We start from the raw sequence: 16183 nt of genomic DNA, 5'->3' as shown, positions 1-16183 counted from the left end.
CCCGCCGGGAGGGGGAGGGAAGTGCAGCCAGTTCGTCGGTCGGCGCCGGTGCGTCAGGTTTCCTCGTCGGTCCGTGTGGGTTCGGTGTCCGGGGAGAAGCGGAGCCGGTGGGCCACCACGTCGGCGGCCACGTCGGCGAGCCGGCGTCCCTGCGTGTAGGCGTGGGCGCGGAGCCGGACGAAGGCTTCTTCGATGCCGACACCGAGTTGGACGGTGAGGATGCCGGTGGCCTGGTCGATCTCCGCCCGGTAGGCGCCCAGGTCCTCGAAGCCGCCCTCCGGCAGCGGTCCGCCGGCCGGCGGGCCCGTTTCGTCGACCTCTGTATCGAGCAGGAGCAGCGTCGCGAGATCGGCGAACGCCAGCGCGTCGGCCAGTTCCCCGGCGTCCAGCACGGTCGGCACGTTGGCGTAGAGATCCAGGACCCCCAGGCTGATCGCCCCTATCTGCAGGGGGAGCGCGAAGACGGCGCGTGCCCCGGCTTCCAGGGCCGCATCGGCGAACACGGCCCAGTGGTCCTGCAGTTCACCGGTCAGCAGATCGGGTGTCAGGACGGCCGAGCCGTGCAGGAAGGCGTCCACGCAGGGCCCCTCGCCCAGGGTGAGCTGCAGCTCCTCCAACTGCCCGCTGATGTCGTCGGTGCTGCACAGCGGATGGCTCGCCGCGGCCTTGGACATCGCGGACAGCCCGGCCCCGCCGACCGGGAGCGCGGCCACGGCCGCGGTGCACACGTCCAGCACGCCGACCCGGCCACCGCGCCGGACCGCCTGCTCGGCGGCCAGCACCCGGACACGGGCCGACCGGCCGTTGGACCTCACCCGGGCCACCGCGTCATCGTGGCGCCGAGGGGCACACGGTGGTCGGTCAACAGCCGTTCTCGCGACGGGCGGGCGCCGCGCACCGGGTATCCGAAGGCGCCGCCCGTCAGGTTGGCAGCGGCGTCCGTCTCCGACATCACCATGGCGAACCCCGGCCGACGAATGCCGGAAGCTGGACGGTTCGGAAGGTGCCGGCGGCCGGAACGGAGGAGGTATGCCCCCCGGGGTGGCATATCGCGTGACTCCACCACGTACAGATCCGCCGGCTCCCCTCCCAGACCGTGCGCCAGGCGGCGGCACATCCGAACCGACCGCCCGGGACCGGGCGGGGATCAGCCGCCGTCATGTGACGCGCCGAAGTCGGAATCCGCCCGTGCCGGCCAGTTGTCCCGCCGTTCCCGCGCCACCGCCGTACGACTGCCGATCCGCTCTCCGCCGGAGCCGACCCGTTCTCCGCTCAGAGAGAAGGCGGGCGCGGTGGGCGGCGCAGGGATGGTCAGTTCGGGGAGTTCGGGGAGCGCGGGGCGCGGGCTGCTCCGGCGCGCGGACTCGCCATCGGTTTCCCGGCTCTGGTGCTCGAAGAAGCGGAGCATCTCCACCGGGAACGGCATGACCAGGGTGCTGTTCTTCTCCGCGGAGACGTCCACCACGGTCTGCAGCAGCCGCAGTTGGAGGGCGCCCGGAGTATCGGCCATGGTCGCCGCGGCGTCACTCAGCCGCTGGGACGCCTGGAACTCACCGTCGGCGGCGATGACCCGGGCACGGCGCTCACGCTCGGCCTCGGCCTGCTTGGACATGGAGCGCATCATCGACTCCGGAAGGGCGATGTCCTTGATCTCCACGCGTTCTATGCGCAGTCCCCAGGGTTCCTCGGTGGGGGCGTCCATCACCTTCTTGAGCTCCGCGTTGATGTGGTCGCGGTCGGAGAGAAGCGTGTCCAGGTCAGCCCTGCCGATGACCGCGCGCAGCGAGGTCTGGGCGATCTGGGAGACGGCGCTGGGGTAGTTGCGGACGTTCACCAGGGCCTTGACCGGGTCGATGACCTTGAAGTAGACGACCGCGTCGACGGTGAGCGTCACGTTGTCGGCGGTGATGGATCCCTGCGGCGGTATGCCGAGGACCTCGGTCTGGACGGACACCTTCTGCATCCGGTCCCCGATCGGCCGGATGACGCGCAGGCCGGGCCCGCGGATGTCCGGCAGCAGCCTCCCGAAGCGGAACACCACGCCCTTCTCATACTGCTGGACGTTGCGCAGGCTCATGGCGAGCAGGACCAGTCCGGCCGCGGCGCACACCACCAGCACAGTGATCAGAACACCCATGGTTCTCACATTCCTTACGTCGATGGTGTCCCCGAAACCCGAGCGGTCCGGGAAACACACGGCACGGGAGGGCCCCGGCCTGTTGTCCGTGGTGCGGCGGCCGGGGTCCTGGGCTGCGGGTTGCGCGCATCGCCAGCGGTGCGGACTGAGCGGTGCGGATGCCGCTGGTACCGCTGGCTAGTCGGGAGGGCTGGGCCGTACGTCACCGCGGCGTGCCGCCGCCTCCATCAGCCGGCTCGCGGTCGACGTGCGCTGTGGGTCGCTCACGGCGGCCATCAGCAGCGGATCGAGCACGGCTCTCAACGAGGGGAGTTCCGGCCCCAGATCACCAGTGGGAGCCGGCGACATACGGAGAGACGGAGCGGAGGGATGATTCTCAGGTGTCGGCGCGTACGAAACGGTCGCAGTCATGATGCGAGCCCTGCTCCGGACCGGTCGCAACCGGCCCGGCGTCATCAATCGCCGAAAACGACACCAGCATGGAGGCCGGTGCGCGAAATACCCTCGGTGTCCCGAGCGTACTCCTCCGACTGACGGTGCGGACTGTGTGAGCTGCCGGAGGGGTACGCCGAGGCGGTCGCCGGCCCGTGATCGGTACGACAACGGGTCCTCAGGACAACGCCGGCCGCTTACCCGGCGGGGGCAGCCGCTGAAGCAGCTCCCAGAGCGGCCGTGAGCCCGCCGCCCACTCCCCCAGCATTCCGCGGTCGACCAGATGCAGCTTCTGGGACTTCGCCAGCGGCGCACACCCCGAGGTGAAGCGTCCGTTCGTCACCAGAACCACCACGTCCCCGCCATGCAGTTGTCGGCCGGTGCCGTTGAGCACATGCAGATCCGGGGTACCCACCGGCGATCCCGAGGCGCCGTCCTGCCGGTGCTTGCACTGAATCACCCAGCGTCTGCCGAGCGGATCGGTCGCTGTCACATCCGCGCCGTTGTCTCCGGCCCCGCCCACCTGTACGGCATCCGCACAGCCGTCACGGCGCATCAGGTCCCGTACCGCGAACTCGAAGTCCTCGTGGTGGAGCCCGTCGAGCTGGGGGAGCTTGTACCGCAGCCGCCGCACGTGCACCCGGTCCCAGCGCGCGCTCACCGCCCACTGCGTGAGCCAGAGACCGCCGGCCCCGCCCACGACGGCGGCGAGCACGGCGAGCAGCCACCAGTTGTCCAGCAGCAGCCACTGCCCCGCGGCGACGCAGAGCCCGGCGCTCGCGGCAGCCGCTATGGCGAGCACCAACGGCCGGGGCCCGCTGGGCTTCGTCAAGGTCGGGACACGCTTCGGATACTTACGAGTCCGCCGCACCGGCGGCCGGCGGCTCACCACTGCCTCGGCTCGTGCCACGCTCCTGGAGCCCGGCGACCGGGCCCCCGGAGTTGTGTACCGTCGTTCCTCACGTACGGATCGGTCCAAGGCACCGTATCCCCCTCGGCGCTCCCGCCCGCGGCCACTCCGACCGCACAACAGGTATCGGCGCAGGCACCTTTGACATTAGGTCAGGTGTTCGTGCCCGATGCGAGCGAGAGCCCTTTCCGGCCACGTCTCCTCCGATCGGTCCACACGACCTCCACGGACGTCCGCCTCCTACGTCGTCCGGCGGGCAGAACAAATCTTCGACAAACATCCAGGTCAGAAGGTTGGACGACCGGCCGCGCCGAACACCAGTCGACTCCAGCGGTACGACGTGGACAAGAGCCCATGGACAGAACTTCCGCCACTCATCCCGCAGACCAAGAACGCGCGCCCGAACAGCGGCATGTCACCTCAACCGCACCCCGCCCGCCGCATGCTCCCACGACGCACACGTTTCCATCTGCTGGACCCTCGCCAGGGGCGCGCATCCGGGCGAGGCTCACATGGCGATCTAGCCTCGCCCTCAAGGAGATGCCCGAAGTCGGCCGAGAAGCGCGTGACGAGAATCAGCGGCACAGTCCCGCACGAACCCGAAGACACCAAAGGACATCATGGAGATCCTTCGGCACACCCAGATCAGCCAGACGCGACGGTAGCCGGAGCCCGCGACTGAGACCACGGACAGCCGCACGGCCCGCGCCCGGGGTCTCGTGGAGCGACCAGCCGAGATCGCTGTCGGCGACCTGCTGCTCCAAGGCGTCCGATGAACGACTTCCGTCTCGCACAGCCACAGCCCCCGGACCCCGGAGCGGCGCATGTCCCCGTATGCGGAGGTAAGTGGAAGGCTTGGGGCATGGCCCTTCGACCACGGCTGGACTTGCGGCGTTCCTGGCGGCCGGGTCACGCACCCGCGCTGGTCGTGATCCCACTGGGGCTGATCGTCACGATCTGTGTGGTCGATGTGCTGGCTCCGGCGCACATCCACCTCGGTCCGCTGCTGGTGGCGGCACCCGCGATCACGGTGGCGTTCGCCGGCGCCCGCGTGACGGCGCTGATGGGAGCTCTCGCGGTGGCGGCCCAGGTGCTGATCGGCGCGCTGAGAGGGGTCCTGCCCACGGCCAACATTCAGGCCCAGGTCGCTGCCCTGATCGTCGTCTCCATCGTCTGTGTCACCGTCTGCGTGGTGCGGGACCGGCGCGAGCGGCAGTTGCACCGGGTGCGGTCGGTGGCCGAGGCAGCGCAGAGGGTGCTCTTGCAGCCGCTGCCCAGACGCGTCGGCCCGCTGTGGATCGCCGGTCTGTACCTCCCCGCCGAGGAAGAGGCTGAGCTGGGCGGAGACCTGTACGCGGCCGCACGGACCGTCCACCACAGCACCCGGCTCCTCATCGGCGATGTGCGGGGCAATGGCCTGGCCGCGATCAACAACGCCGCCCTGCTGCTCGGTGCCTTCCGCGCAGCCGCCCATCGGCAGGCCACCCTCCCCCGCCTCGCCGTCCACCTGGACGCCGCGTTCCGCTGGGACACCAGCCAGTGGCGGCCACAGGCAGAGGAGGACACCAACGAGGACTTCGCCACCGCCATGCTGCTCGACATTCCCGACCACGATCCGGTCGTCCACCTCATCAGCTGCGGCCACCCACCCGCACTCCTCCTCCGCGGGAATCACGTCACCCCACTCATGGCCGAGGCGAGCCACCTCCCGATCGGATTCGGTGGGGTCTTCGGCGTCGCCGCCTACGACGTCCAGACGTTCCCGTTCGAGCCCGGCGACCTGCTGCTCCTCTACACAGACGGCGTCATCGAAGCACGCAACGCCGACGGACTCTTCTACCCCTTCACCGAACGGGCACCGGAGTGGACCAAGGACGACCCCGACGAACTGCTGCGACACCTCCAGGACGACCTGCTGGCCCACGTCCACGGACACCTCAACGACGACGCGGCCGTCGTCGCGATCCGCCGCCTGGCAGTCTGATCCCTGGCCGCCGGACTCCGCTCATCCTCGACCCGGCCAAGACCTGTCAGCCCCGGCGGTGATGGCATGCGTGTGAGACTCCGAGGCGACCCGAGCCCGCCGTCTCACGTGCTCAAGGTCCACCGCATCCTGTCGCGAGCCCTGAAGATTGCCCACCGCCGCCGGATGATCGTGGAGAACGTGGCCACGCTGGTGGACCCGCCATCGGTCAACGAGACCGAGGCAAACCCGTTCACGATCGACGAGGCCAAAGCCTTCCTCAAAGCCGCGGCCAAGCGCCCCACGTTCATGCGCTGGATCGTCGGCGTCGGAATGGGGTTCCGGCAGAGGGAAGCACTCGGCTTCCGGTGGCCTTATGTCGACCTCGAAGGCGAGTTGTTCCACCCGCAGTGGCAGCTTCAGCGAGCACAAGACGCAGCAGGACGAGATGCGAGCCGCCGCAGGCGACGAACGGCAAGAGCACAAGGCAGTGTTCACACGGCCGGACGGCCGACCGCTGGACCCCCGAGCCGACTGGGAAGAGTTCAAGGAGCTCCTTGCCGACGCGGGCATCAACGACCGCCGTCTCTACGACGGCAGTCGGCACACCGCAGGCACGATCCTGAACGAGCTGGGCGTGGACATGCCGACCATCATGGAGATCCTCCGGCACACCCAGATCAGTCAGACGCGTCGGTACGTGAAGGGAAGGTCTCACCTCTCGAAGGACGCTATGCGCCGCATGGGGGACGCCTTCATGCCGCAGCCTGAACCCGCAATTGAGACCACAATTGAGACCACGGACAGCAAGGCGGCACGTGCACGGCGCCGCGTCCGATAAAAGCAAAAGCCCCAGATCACGGCGAGTGAGTTCTGGGGCTTCCACAGAGCCGCCTTCGGGATTCGAACCCGAGACCTACGCATTACGAGTGCGTTGCTCTGGCCATCTGAGCTAAGGCGGCGCGCTGTCCGCACTATGGTGCGATCAGCAACGTCGGTAAGTCTACACAGTTTCCGAGGGTGCTCCGTACACCCCCCGGGCCACCGCCTCCCGAGGTGCGCGGCAGGGCTATGAGCAGCGCTTTCCCTTGGCCGGAGGGGTGCCCTGGAGGAGGTAGCGGTCGATCGTGGAGTCGATGCAATCACTGCCGCGGCCGTAGGCGGTGTGGCCGTCGCCGACGTAGGTGAGGAGGCGGGCGGAGGAGAGCTGGGAGGCGAGGGACTGGGCCCAGGGGTACGGGGTCGCCGGGTCGCGGGTGGTGCCGACCACGAGGATCGGGGCCGCGCCCTTCGCCTCGATGCGGTTGGCTTCGCCGGTGGGCCGCACGGGCCAGTACGCGCAGTTCAGGGAGGCCCAGGCGAGGCCCTCGCCGAAGACGGGGGACGCCTTCTCGAAGGCGGGGAGGGCTTTCTCCACCTGGTCGGGGGAGGAGAAGGCGGCCGGGAGGTCGAGGCAGTTCACGGCCGCGTTGGCGTACATCAGGTTCGCGTACCTGCCGTCGGCGTCACGCTCGTAGTAACTGTCGGACAGGGCGAGCAGACCCGCACCGTCCTTCTCCTTCATCGCCGAGGTGAGCGCCTCCCGCAGCTGTGGCCAGGATGCCTCGTCGTACATCGCCGCGATCACCCCCGTCGTCGCGAGCGCCTCGCCGAGCCTGCGGCCGTCCGCGTCGCCGGTCGGGATGGGCGCCCGGTCCAGCTGCTGGAAGAACGCCTTCAGGTTCTTGCCCACCTGCTCCGTGCTCGTGCCCGCGCCGCCCAGCGGGCAGTCGCTGTGGTGCACGCAGTCCTTCGCGAAGGACTGGAAGGCCGTCTCGAAGCCCGCCGTCTGATCCTCGTTCAGCTTGCGGGCGGACAGTGACGGGTCCATCGCTCCGTCCAGGACCAGGCGGCCCACCCTCTCCGGGAAGAGACCGGCGTACGTCGCCCCCAGGAACGTCCCGTACGACGCCCCGACATACGTCAGTTTCTGGTCGCCCAGCACCGCGCGCAGGATGTCCATGTCACGGGCCGCCTCCACCGTGGAGACATGCCTCAGCAGCTCGGGCGAGCGCCGGCCGCAGCCCTCGGCGAACTTCTTGTACGAGTCGACCAGTTGCCCCGTCTCCTTCGTGTCGTCCGGCGTCGTGTCCGTCTGCGTGTACATGTCCATCTGGCGGCCGGTGAGGCACTCGACCGGCTCGCTGCGGGCCACCCCGCGGGGGTCGACGGCGACCATGTCGTAGCGGGCGCGGACCTCCGCCGGGTAGCCGATGCCGGCGTACGCCTGCAGATAGCCGACCGCCGATCCGCCCGGTCCGCCCGGGTTGACCAGCAGCGAGCCCAGGCGCTTGCCCGGCCCCGTCGCCTTCTTGCGGGCGACGGCCAGCCTGACGTCGCCGGAGCCCGGCTTCGCGTAGTCGAGCGGCGCCTTCATCGTGGCGCACTCGAAGCCGGGGACCCCGCAGGAGCGCCAGTTCAGCTTCTGCCCGTAGTACGGCGACAGTGTCGACGGCGTGGAACGCGGCAGCGCGGCCAGCGCGGCGTCCGCCGTCGACGTCGTCGTTGTCGACGAACTCCCGGCGGAGCAGGCCGAGATGAGCAGCGCGGCGGTGGCCAGCAGCACGCCACTCGTACGGAGGGGCCGGGTCGGCCGGAGGGGACGCCTGATGTGCATCTCGCGAGCGTAACCTTGCGCGATCACTTGATCACCTTCAGTCGCCTACGCGCCCTCGTACGAGTGACTCGGTCAACTCCTCGCGCCCTCCGTCGCGCACCCCGTCACGTACGACGTCGACGTCACGCACGACGTCACCAATGACGTTACGCGCGCCGGGCGCCGGTCAGCCCGCCCGCAGCGCCATCGTCATCGCCTCGACCGCGAGCAGCGGCGCCACATTGCGGTCGAGGGCCTCGCGGCACGCGGCGATCGCGTCGATGCGGCGCAGGGTCGCCTCCGGCGAGCTGCCGCGGGCCAGTCGCTCCAGGATGTCCTCGGCCTCCATGTTGGCGATGGCCAGACGGGAACCGAGCTGGAGGGCGAGGACGTCGCGGTAGAACCCGGTGAGGTCGATCAGGGCCAGGTCCAGGCTGTCGCGCTGCGTACGCGTTCTTCGGCGCTTCTGGCGGTCCTCCAGCTCCTTCATGACGCCCGCGGTGCCGCGCGGCATCCGGCCGCCCTGGGCCGCGCCGAGGGCCGCCTTCAGGTCCTCGGTCTCCTTCACGTCGACTTCCTCGGCGAGCTGCTTGGCGTCCTCGGAGGCCGTGTCGATCAGCTCCTGGGCCGCCTTGAGGCAGCCGCCGATGTCGTCGACCCGCAGCGGGAGCTTGAGGACGGCGGCCCGGCGCTCACGAGCACGCGGGTCGGTGGCGAGGCGGCGGGCCCGGCCGATGTGGCCCTGCGTCGCGCGGGCGGCGGCCGCCGCGACGCCGGGCTCGATGCCGTCACGGCGTACGAGGATGTCGGCGACCGCGTCCACGGGCGGGGTGCGGAGGGTGAGGAGGCGGCAGCGGGAGCGGATCGTGGGCAGAACGTCCTCGATGGACGGGGCGCACAGGAGCCAGACCGTGCGGGGGGCCGGTTCCTCGACGGCCTTCAGCAGGACGTTGCCCGCGCCCTCTGTGAGGCGGTCGGCGTCTTCCAGGACGATGACCTGCCAGCGGCCGGTCGCCGGGGACAACTGGGCGCGGCGGACCAGGTCACGGGTCTCCTTCACGCCGATGCTGAGCAGGTCGGTGCGGACGATCTGCACATCGGCGTGGGTGCCCACCAGGCTCGTATGACAGCCGTCACAGAAGCCGCAGCCGGGGACTCCGCCCAGCGCCCGGTCGGGACTCACGCACTGGAGCGCTGCCGCGAACGCCCGCGCCGCGGTGGAACGGCCCGAGCCGGGAGGGCCCGTGAACAGCCATGCGTGCGTCATCTTGGACGCCTCGGGGAGCGGGGTGTCCGCCGCGACCGCCGTGACGAGGGCGTCGGCGTCCCGGGCAGCGGCGGCGAGCTGCTCGCTCACCTTCTCCTGGCCCACCAGGTCGTCCCACACGGGCATGGGGCACCGCCCTTTCGTCGCACTTTGCCTTGCCGCGTCCATTGTGCGGGCCGCCACTGACAATCGGCCCCGGCCGGGGTGAGCGGGGGCCGCTCACGGGCATTCCAGCCCACAGGGGACCACCGGCATTCCGACGGCGCCGCGCGCCACCGCGCCAACGCCTCCGGCCGCCGTGCCAGCGCCTTCCGCCACCGTTCCAACAGCTCCGGCCGTCGGACCCCAGCAACCGCAAACCACAGCCACAGCCACAGCCACAGCCACCAGGATCAGCCACCAGGATCAGCGACATCGCCGCCAGAATTCAGCGGCGGCGACCCCGCCCCTCGTCCCAGTCGTCGTCCTCGCGCGGGCCCAGCAGTTCGTCCGCCAGGGTCGGGAGGTCGTCCAGCGGAGTCTCCTCGGCCCAGTCGGAGCGGGGCCGACGCCGCGGGGCGCCGGTGTCGTCGACCTGGGGCAGCTCGCGCGTACGGTCGCTGGGACCGTCCTGCTGCGGCGCCGGCCGCTCGTCCCGGAAGAAGCCCGGCGGAACCCGGTCCGCCGGATCCCCGGCGGGAGCGCCCGCCGTGGGAGCACCCGCGCCCCCATCCCGTACCGGAGGAAGCACCGCCGTCTCATCGGCCGCCCCCGGAGTCACCGGCCGCAGCACAGCCGTCTCGTCCGCAGCCCCAGAAACGACCGGCGGCAGCACAGCCGTCTCGTCCGCCGCACCTCCCGGCATCGGCGGCTTCGGCAGCTTCGCCGTCTCCTCCACGTCGGTCCGGGACTCTGAACGCGAACCGGAACGGGAGCCGGGCCGAGAACCGGTAAGGCCCTCATCCGTCCGCACCGGCGGCAACACCGCCGTCTCGTCCACGGCCCGCCCACCCGACGCGTTCGACGGCGTCACAACCGGCGTAGGCACCGTCGTCTCGTTGTCGGGCACGGAAGCCCCCGCTGTCGGGGCCCCAGTCCCAGTCCCAGCCGTACTTGCCGTCGTCGCCGACGCAGTCGACACCGCGGCCTCCGCGGAAGCCACCGCAGCCGCCGACGCCGCCGCGGCCTCCGCAGCCGCCCGTCGAGCCTCCTCGGCCCGCAGCAACGCTTCCTCGGCCTTCCGCTGCTTCTCCAGGCGGCGCACCTCGGCCTCGGCACGCAGCCGCGCCTCTTCCTCGGCCTGCTTGCGCCGGCGCTCCTCCTCGGCGGCCCGCGCCTTCTCCTCGGCGAGACGCCTGACCCGCTCCTCCTCGGCACGGCGGCGGGCCTCCTCGGCGCGCTGCCGGGCCTCCTCCGCCTGGCGCTCGGCCTCGCGTCGCTGGGCCTCCTCCAGCTCGCGCTGCTTGCGCTCCTCCTCCTCGGCACGGAGCTTCGCGAGCTGCTCCTGGCGCTCGCGCTCCAGCCGCTCCTCCTCGGCCTTGCGGGCGGCCTCTTCCTCGGCCTTGCGCCGGGCCTCCTCCTCGGCCGCCTTGCGCGCCTCCTCCTGGGCCTTCACCTCGGCCTCGGAGAGGGGCAGCATCACGTCGAGCCGGTGCCGGATGACCGTGGTGACCGCCTCGGGCTCCTGCGCGGCGTCGACGACCAGGTACCGGCCCGGGTCGGCGGCGGCCAGCGTCAGGAAACCGGACCGCACGCGCGTGTGGAACTCGACGGGCTCCGACTCCAGCCGGTCGGGCGCCTCCGTGAACCGCTCACGGGCGGCCTCGGGCGACACGTCCAGCAGGACCGTCAGATGCGGTACGAGGCCGTCCGTCGCCCACCGGTTAATGCGGGCGATTTCCGTCGGGGACAGATCACGGCCCGCGCCCTGGTAGGCCACCGAGGAGTCGATGTACCGGTCGGAGATGACGACCGCACCCCGCTCCAGCGCGGGCCGCACCACCGTGTCGACGTGCTCCGCGCGGTCGGCGGCGTACAGCAGCGCCTCCGCGCGGTGCGAGAGGCCTGCCGAGGACACGTCCAGCAGGATCGACCGCAGCCGCTTGCCGACCGGCGTGGCGCCCGGCTCCCGGGTCACCACGACCTCGTGGCCCTTGCCGCGGATCCACTCGGCGAGCGCCGTCGCCTGGGTGGACTTGCCGGCCCCGTCGCCGCCCTCCAGGGCGATGAAGAAGCCGCTGGAGGCGGACGTCTGCACGGGGTCGTCGCCGCCGCGCAGCGCGTCCAGCAGGTCGTGCCGCAGCGGTACGCCGGAGCGGTCGTCGGCCTTGGCGAGCACCAGCGCGGCGACCGGCAGAAGCAGCGCGCCGACCAGCATCAGCGTGAAGGCGGCGCCTCCGTGCGCGAACACGAACTTGCCGTTCTCCAGTCGGTGCGGACCGATCGCGGCGGCCACCACCGGCGCCACCAGCGCGCCGAGCGCCACGGAGACCCGTACGACCGCGTGCAGGTGTTCGGTCGTACGCGCCCGCCGGTATTCCTCGGTCTCCTGGTCGAGCAGCGCGTGCCCGGTGTTCGCGGCGACGCCCGCGCCGATGCCCGCGAGGGTGACGATCAGCAGCACGGTGGTGACGTCCGGGACCAGCCCGGCGGCCAGCAGCGCGACCCCGGTGAAGGCGATGGCCAGCGAGAGCAGCCTGCGCCGCGACAGCGACGGCAGCACCGAGGGGGCCGTACGGATGCCGATGACGACGCCCCCGGTGAGGGCCAGCACCAGCAGCCCGTACGTCACCGGTCCGCCGCCCAGGTCCTTGGCGTGCAGCACGGAGACGGCGACGGCGGCGGAGATCGCCCCGGCGACCGCCGCGCAGGCGAGGACCAGCAGCGGAATCGCGCCGGTACGGCCCTTGTCGACGCCGGTGCCCGTCTTGGGGCGGCGCAGTCCTTCAAGGGGCGACCGCGCGCGCGGGGTGCGTGCGTCGGGCAGTTCGAGGAACGTGAGCACCGACAGCGAGGCGGCGAACAGTCCGGCCGCGACGTACGAGGCGAGCGCCGCCTGGTGCTGGTCGAACCAGTCGATCCCGGCGCCCAGCAGATTGTTGACGAGCGACACCACGACGAGCGTGGCTGCGGCGAGCGGCACCGCCATGAACGCCGTACGCAGCGACAGCCGCCGCAGCGCGTCCATGTGGTCCGGAAGCGGGCGCACCGTGGCGCCCTCCAGGGGCGGTGCGGGCAGCAGCGCGGGCGCCGCGCTCTCCCGGCACACCGTCCAGAACCGCTCGGCGACGCCGGCGACGAAGGCGGTGACCAGGAGGACGGCGAGCGCGTTGTCCGGCGTCCAGTCGATCCACAGGGGCGCGACGATGAGGAGCGCGGCCCGCAGGCCGTCGGCCCCGACCATGGTCCAGCGCCGGTCGAGCGGCCCTTCCTGGGACGTCAGCGACGTGAGCGGCCCGAGGAGTACGGCTCCGAAGAGCAGCGTCGCGAAGACGCGTGCCCCGAAGACGGTGGCCACGGCGAAGGCCACTCCTCGGTAGCCACCGCCGAAGGAACCCTCGAAGATTGCCGCCTGGAGGGCGAGGACGACCAGCACGAGCAGGGCCAGCGCGTCGGCGACACCCCCCACGAGCTGTGCGCTCCACAGCCGCTTCAATTGCGGCTGGCGCAGCAGAGCGCGGACGGCACGCTCGCGGGAATCTGCGACCAGGGCGTCGTCGGGGGCCGGGGTGTGGGCCGTTGGCTGCTCGGCTCGCGTCATCCTGCAAGCCTATCCGGACCCACTGACTCCCCGAAGGGGTGGCCGAACATACGGACGCCCCCACACCAAAAGGTGTAGGGGCGTACACGTGCCGGGCACCTCGGGCACACGGAATCCGGCCCTCGGAAGCGGCCGTCGTCCTGCGGCCTCAGCCCTCCGAAGCGGCCGTCTTCTTGGCGGCGGTCTTCTTGGCGGGTGCCTTCTTGGCGGCCGTCTTCGAAGTCGTCGTCTTCTTTGCGGCCGTTTTCTTGGCCGGGGCCTTCTTGGCGGGTGCCTTCTTGGCCACGGCCTTCTTCGCGGTCTTCTTGGCCGGTGCCTTGGCGCGCTTCTCGGCGAGCAGCTCGTAGCCGCGCTCCGGGGTGATGTCCTCGACGCTGTCGCCGGAGCGCAGGGTCGCGTTGGTCTCGCCGTCGGTCACGTACGGCCCGAAACGGCCGTCCTTGACGACGACGGGCTTCTCGCTGACCGGGTCGGTGCCCAGCTCCTTCAGCGGCGGCTTGGCGGCCGCACGGCCACGCTGCTTGGGCTGCGAGTAGATCTCCAGCGCCTCTTCGAGCGTGATGGTGAAGAGCTGGTCCTCGGCGGTGAGCGACCGCGAGTCCGTGCCCTTCTTCAGGTACGGCCCGTAGCGCCCGTTCTGCGCGGTGATCTCGACGCCCTCGGCGTCCTTGCCGACGACGCGCGGCAGGGACATCAGCTTGAGGGCGTCCTCAAGTGTCACCGTGTCGAGCGACATCGACTTGAACAGCGAGGCCGTACGCGGCTTGACGGCGTTCTTGCCCGTCTTCGGGGTGCCCTCGGGGAGCACCTCGGTGACGTAGGGGCCGTAGCGGCCGTCCCTGGCGATGATCTGGTGGCCCGTCGCCGGGTCGGCGCCGAGCTCGAAGTCACCGCTCGGCTTGGCGAGCAGTTCCTCCGCGAGGTCGACCGTCAGCTCGTCCGGGGCCAGGTCCTCGGGCACGTCGGCGCGCTGGTGGTTCTCGGCGTCCTTCTCGCCGCGCTCGACGTAGGGGCCGTAGCGGCCCACGCGGAGCACGATGTCGTTGCCGACCGGGAAGGACGACACCTCGCGGGCGTCGATGGCGCCCAGGTCGGTGACGAGCTCCTTGAGGCCGCCCAGGTGGTCGCCGTCGCCGTTGCCGGCCTCGGCGGCACCGGTCGCCTCACCCTCGCCGAAGTAGAACCGCTTCAGCCACGGCACGGCCTGCGCCTCGCCCCGCGCGATGCGGTCGAGGTCGTCCTCCATCTTGGCGGTGAAGTCGTAGTCGACGAGCCGCCCGAAGTGCTTCTCCAGGAGGTTGACCACGGCGAAGGACAGGAAGGACGGGACGAGTGCCGTGCCCTTCTTGAAGACATAGCCGCGGTCGAGGATCGTGCCGATGATCGACGCGTACGTCGACGGGCGGCCGATCTCGCGCTCTTCGAGCTCCTTGACCAGGCTGGCCTCGGTGTAGCGGGCCGGGGGCTTGGTGGCGTGCCCGTCGACCGTGATCTCCTCGGCGGACAGCGGGTCGCCCTCGCCGACCTGCGGGAGACGCCGCTCGCGGTCGTCGAGCTCCGCGTTCGGGTCGTCCGCGCCCTCGACGTACGCCTTCAGGAAGCCGTGGAAGGTGATCGTCTTGCCGGAGGCGCTGAACTCGGCGTCGCGGCCGTCGGCGGCCGCTCCGGCGATCTTCACGGTGACGGAGTTTCCGACCGCGTCCTTCATCTGGGAGGCGACGGTCCGCTTCCAGATCAGCTCGTAGAGCTTGAACTGGTCGCCGGTCAGACCCGTCTCGGCCGGGGTGCGGAAACGATCACCCGAGGGGCGGATCGCCTCGTGCGCCTCCTGCGCGTTCTTGACCTTCCCGGCGTACACGCGCGGCTTGTCCGGCAGGTAGGCGGCGCCGTACAGCTGCGTGACCTGGGCGCGGGCGGCGGTGATCGCCGTGTCCGACAGGGTCGTGGAGTCCGTACGCATGTAGGTGATGAAGCCGTTCTCGTACAGCTTCTGTGCCACCTGCATGGTCGCCTTCGCGCCGAAGCCGAGCTTGCGCGAGGCCTCCTGCTGGAGCGTCGTCGTACGGAACGGCGCGTACGGCGAGCGGCGGTACGGCTTGGACTCGACCGAGCGGACCGAGAAGTTCGTGTTCTCCAGGGCGGCGGCGAGCGCGCGGGCGTTCGCCTCGTCCAGGTGGAGCGTGTTGGCGCCCTTGATCTGGCCCAGCGAGTCGAAGTCGCGGCCCTGGGCGACGCGCTTGCCGTCGACCGCGGTGAGGCGGGCGACCAGGGAGGACGGGTCGCTGTTGTCACCGGCGCGGCCGGTGCCGAAGGTGCCGGTCAGGTCCCAGTACTCGGCGGAGCGGAAGGCGATGCGCTCGCGCTCCCGCTCGACAACGAGGCGGGTCGCCACCGACTGCACGCGGCCCGCCGACAGCCGCGGCATGACCTTCTTCCACAGGACCGGCGAGACCTCGTAGCCGTAGAGGCGGTCGAGGATGCGGCGGGTCTCCTGGGCGTCGACCATGCGCGTGTTGAGCTCGCGCGGGTTGGCGACGGCCTCGCGGATCGCTTCCTTGGTGATCTCGTGGAAGACCATCCGGTGGACGGGAACCTTGGGCTTCAGGACCTCCAGGAGGTGCCACGCGATGGCCTCGCCCTCGCGGTCCTCATCGGTGGCGAGGAAGAGTTCGTCGGAGTCCTTCAGCAGGTCCTTGAGCTTCTTGACCTGGGCCCTCTTGTCAGCGTTGACCACGTAGATCGGCTGGAAGTCGTGCTCGACGTCCACGCCGAGGCGGCGCACCTCGCCGGTGTACTTCTCGGGCACCTCCGCGGCGCCGTTGGGGAGGTCGCGGATGTGCCCGACGCTCGCTTCGACGACATAGCCGGGGCCGAGATAGCCCTTGATCGTCTTCGCCTTGGCAGGCGACTCGACGATGACGAGTCGGCGGCCGCCGTGTGCGGTGTCGCTGGTCGGGGACAACTTCGCTCTTCTCTCCGGTCGACGCGGGGATCTCCCCACAGGCCTTGGTCCCGGGGGTCGGGTCGTGCTGACGCTGCGGAGTGTGACGGTACATCCCGCCCCCGTGTCAAACGGGAAAAGCCCGCAACGGCCACTCGA

Annotated in this window: 8 protein-coding genes, 1 tRNA gene and 1 pseudogene; 2 read left to right on the top strand and 8 right to left on the bottom strand. The window is 70.8% G+C overall.

All coding sequences use genetic code 11. From position 1 onward, the window contains the following. Positions 1 to 53 precede the first annotated feature (53 nt). The 3 genes from AB5J50_RS27690 to AB5J50_RS27680 all read right to left on the bottom strand — a co-directional run bounded on the left by AB5J50_RS27690 (position 54) and on the right by AB5J50_RS27680 (position 3401). Positions 54 to 824, bottom strand: a complete 771-nt coding sequence (locus tag AB5J50_RS27690) for a GAF and ANTAR domain-containing protein (RefSeq protein WP_369260960.1) — start codon at positions 822 to 824, stop codon at positions 54 to 56. A gap of 323 nt (positions 825 to 1147) precedes the next feature. Beyond that, positions 1148 to 2137 (bottom strand): SPFH domain-containing protein, encoded by a 990-nt coding sequence (locus AB5J50_RS27685; protein WP_369260959.1) that lies wholly within the window; start codon positions 2135 to 2137, stop codon positions 1148 to 1150. A 610-nt stretch (positions 2138 to 2747) separates the two neighbouring features. Beyond that, entirely contained in the window at positions 2748 to 3401 is a 654-nt protein-coding gene (locus tag AB5J50_RS27680; protein WP_369260958.1) for a restriction endonuclease, read from the bottom strand. Positions 3402 to 4341: 940 nt separating this feature from the next. On the opposite strand from AB5J50_RS27680, the gene AB5J50_RS27675 reads away from it, so the two are divergent. Beyond that, positions 4342 to 5463 (top strand): PP2C family protein-serine/threonine phosphatase, encoded by a 1122-nt coding sequence (locus AB5J50_RS27675; RefSeq protein WP_369260957.1) that lies wholly within the window; start codon positions 4342 to 4344, stop codon positions 5461 to 5463. A gap of 99 nt (positions 5464 to 5562) precedes the next feature. Beyond that, positions 5563 to 6283, top strand: a pseudogene (locus tag AB5J50_RS27670) (tyrosine-type recombinase/integrase); the annotation flags it as partial. Positions 6284 to 6330: 47 nt separating this feature from the next. Here the strand turns inward: AB5J50_RS27670 and AB5J50_RS27665 are convergent. From AB5J50_RS27665 to topA, 5 genes are all read right to left on the bottom strand, one after another. Further along, a tRNA-Thr gene (locus AB5J50_RS27665) sits at positions 6331 to 6404 on the bottom strand. A gap of 107 nt (positions 6405 to 6511) precedes the next feature. Next, positions 6512 to 8098, bottom strand: coding sequence for an alpha/beta hydrolase (locus AB5J50_RS27660; RefSeq protein WP_369260956.1), 1587 nt, complete (start codon positions 8096 to 8098; stop codon positions 6512 to 6514). 166 nt (positions 8099 to 8264) lie between these two features. Further along, on the bottom strand, positions 8265 to 9470 hold the full coding sequence (locus tag AB5J50_RS27655) for a DNA polymerase III subunit delta' (protein WP_369260955.1): 1206 nt from the start codon (positions 9468 to 9470) through the stop codon (positions 8265 to 8267). Positions 9471 to 9771: 301 nt separating this feature from the next. Beyond that, the gene (gene tmk / locus AB5J50_RS27650) at positions 9772 to 13083 is read right to left on the bottom strand and encodes a dTMP kinase (RefSeq protein ID WP_369260954.1); all 3312 of its coding nucleotides are present in this window, start codon (positions 13081 to 13083) and stop codon (positions 9772 to 9774) included. Between the two features lie 148 nt (positions 13084 to 13231). Further along, positions 13232 to 16045 (bottom strand): type I DNA topoisomerase, encoded by a 2814-nt coding sequence (gene topA / locus AB5J50_RS27645; protein ID WP_369260953.1) that lies wholly within the window; start codon positions 16043 to 16045, stop codon positions 13232 to 13234. Positions 16046 to 16183 lie beyond the last annotated feature (138 nt).

The organism is Streptomyces sp. R35 (assembly GCF_041053035.1).
GTDB classification, from domain to species: Bacteria; Actinomycetota; Actinomycetes; order Streptomycetales; family Streptomycetaceae; genus Streptomyces; species Streptomyces lutosisoli.
This window is presented reverse-complemented; position numbering and strand designations above follow the sequence as displayed.

Bases quoted from the DNA above. Each gene is read 5' to 3' on its own strand.
- AB5J50_RS27675 (WP_369260957.1), top strand. From the start codon at position 4,342: ATGGCCCTTCGACCACGGCTGGACTTGCGGCGTTCCTGGCGGCCGGGT.
- AB5J50_RS27685 (WP_369260959.1), bottom strand. From the start codon at position 2,137: ATGGGTGTTCTGATCACTGTGCTGGTGGTGTGCGCCGCGGCCGGACTG.
- AB5J50_RS27655 (WP_369260955.1), bottom strand. From the start codon at position 9,470: ATGCCCGTGTGGGACGACCTGGTGGGCCAGGAGAAGGTGAGCGAGCAG.
- tmk (WP_369260954.1), bottom strand. From the start codon at position 13,083: ATGACGCGAGCCGAGCAGCCAACGGCCCACACCCCGGCCCCCGACGAC.
- AB5J50_RS27660 (WP_369260956.1), bottom strand. From the start codon at position 8,098: ATGCACATCAGGCGTCCCCTCCGGCCGACCCGGCCCCTCCGTACGAGT.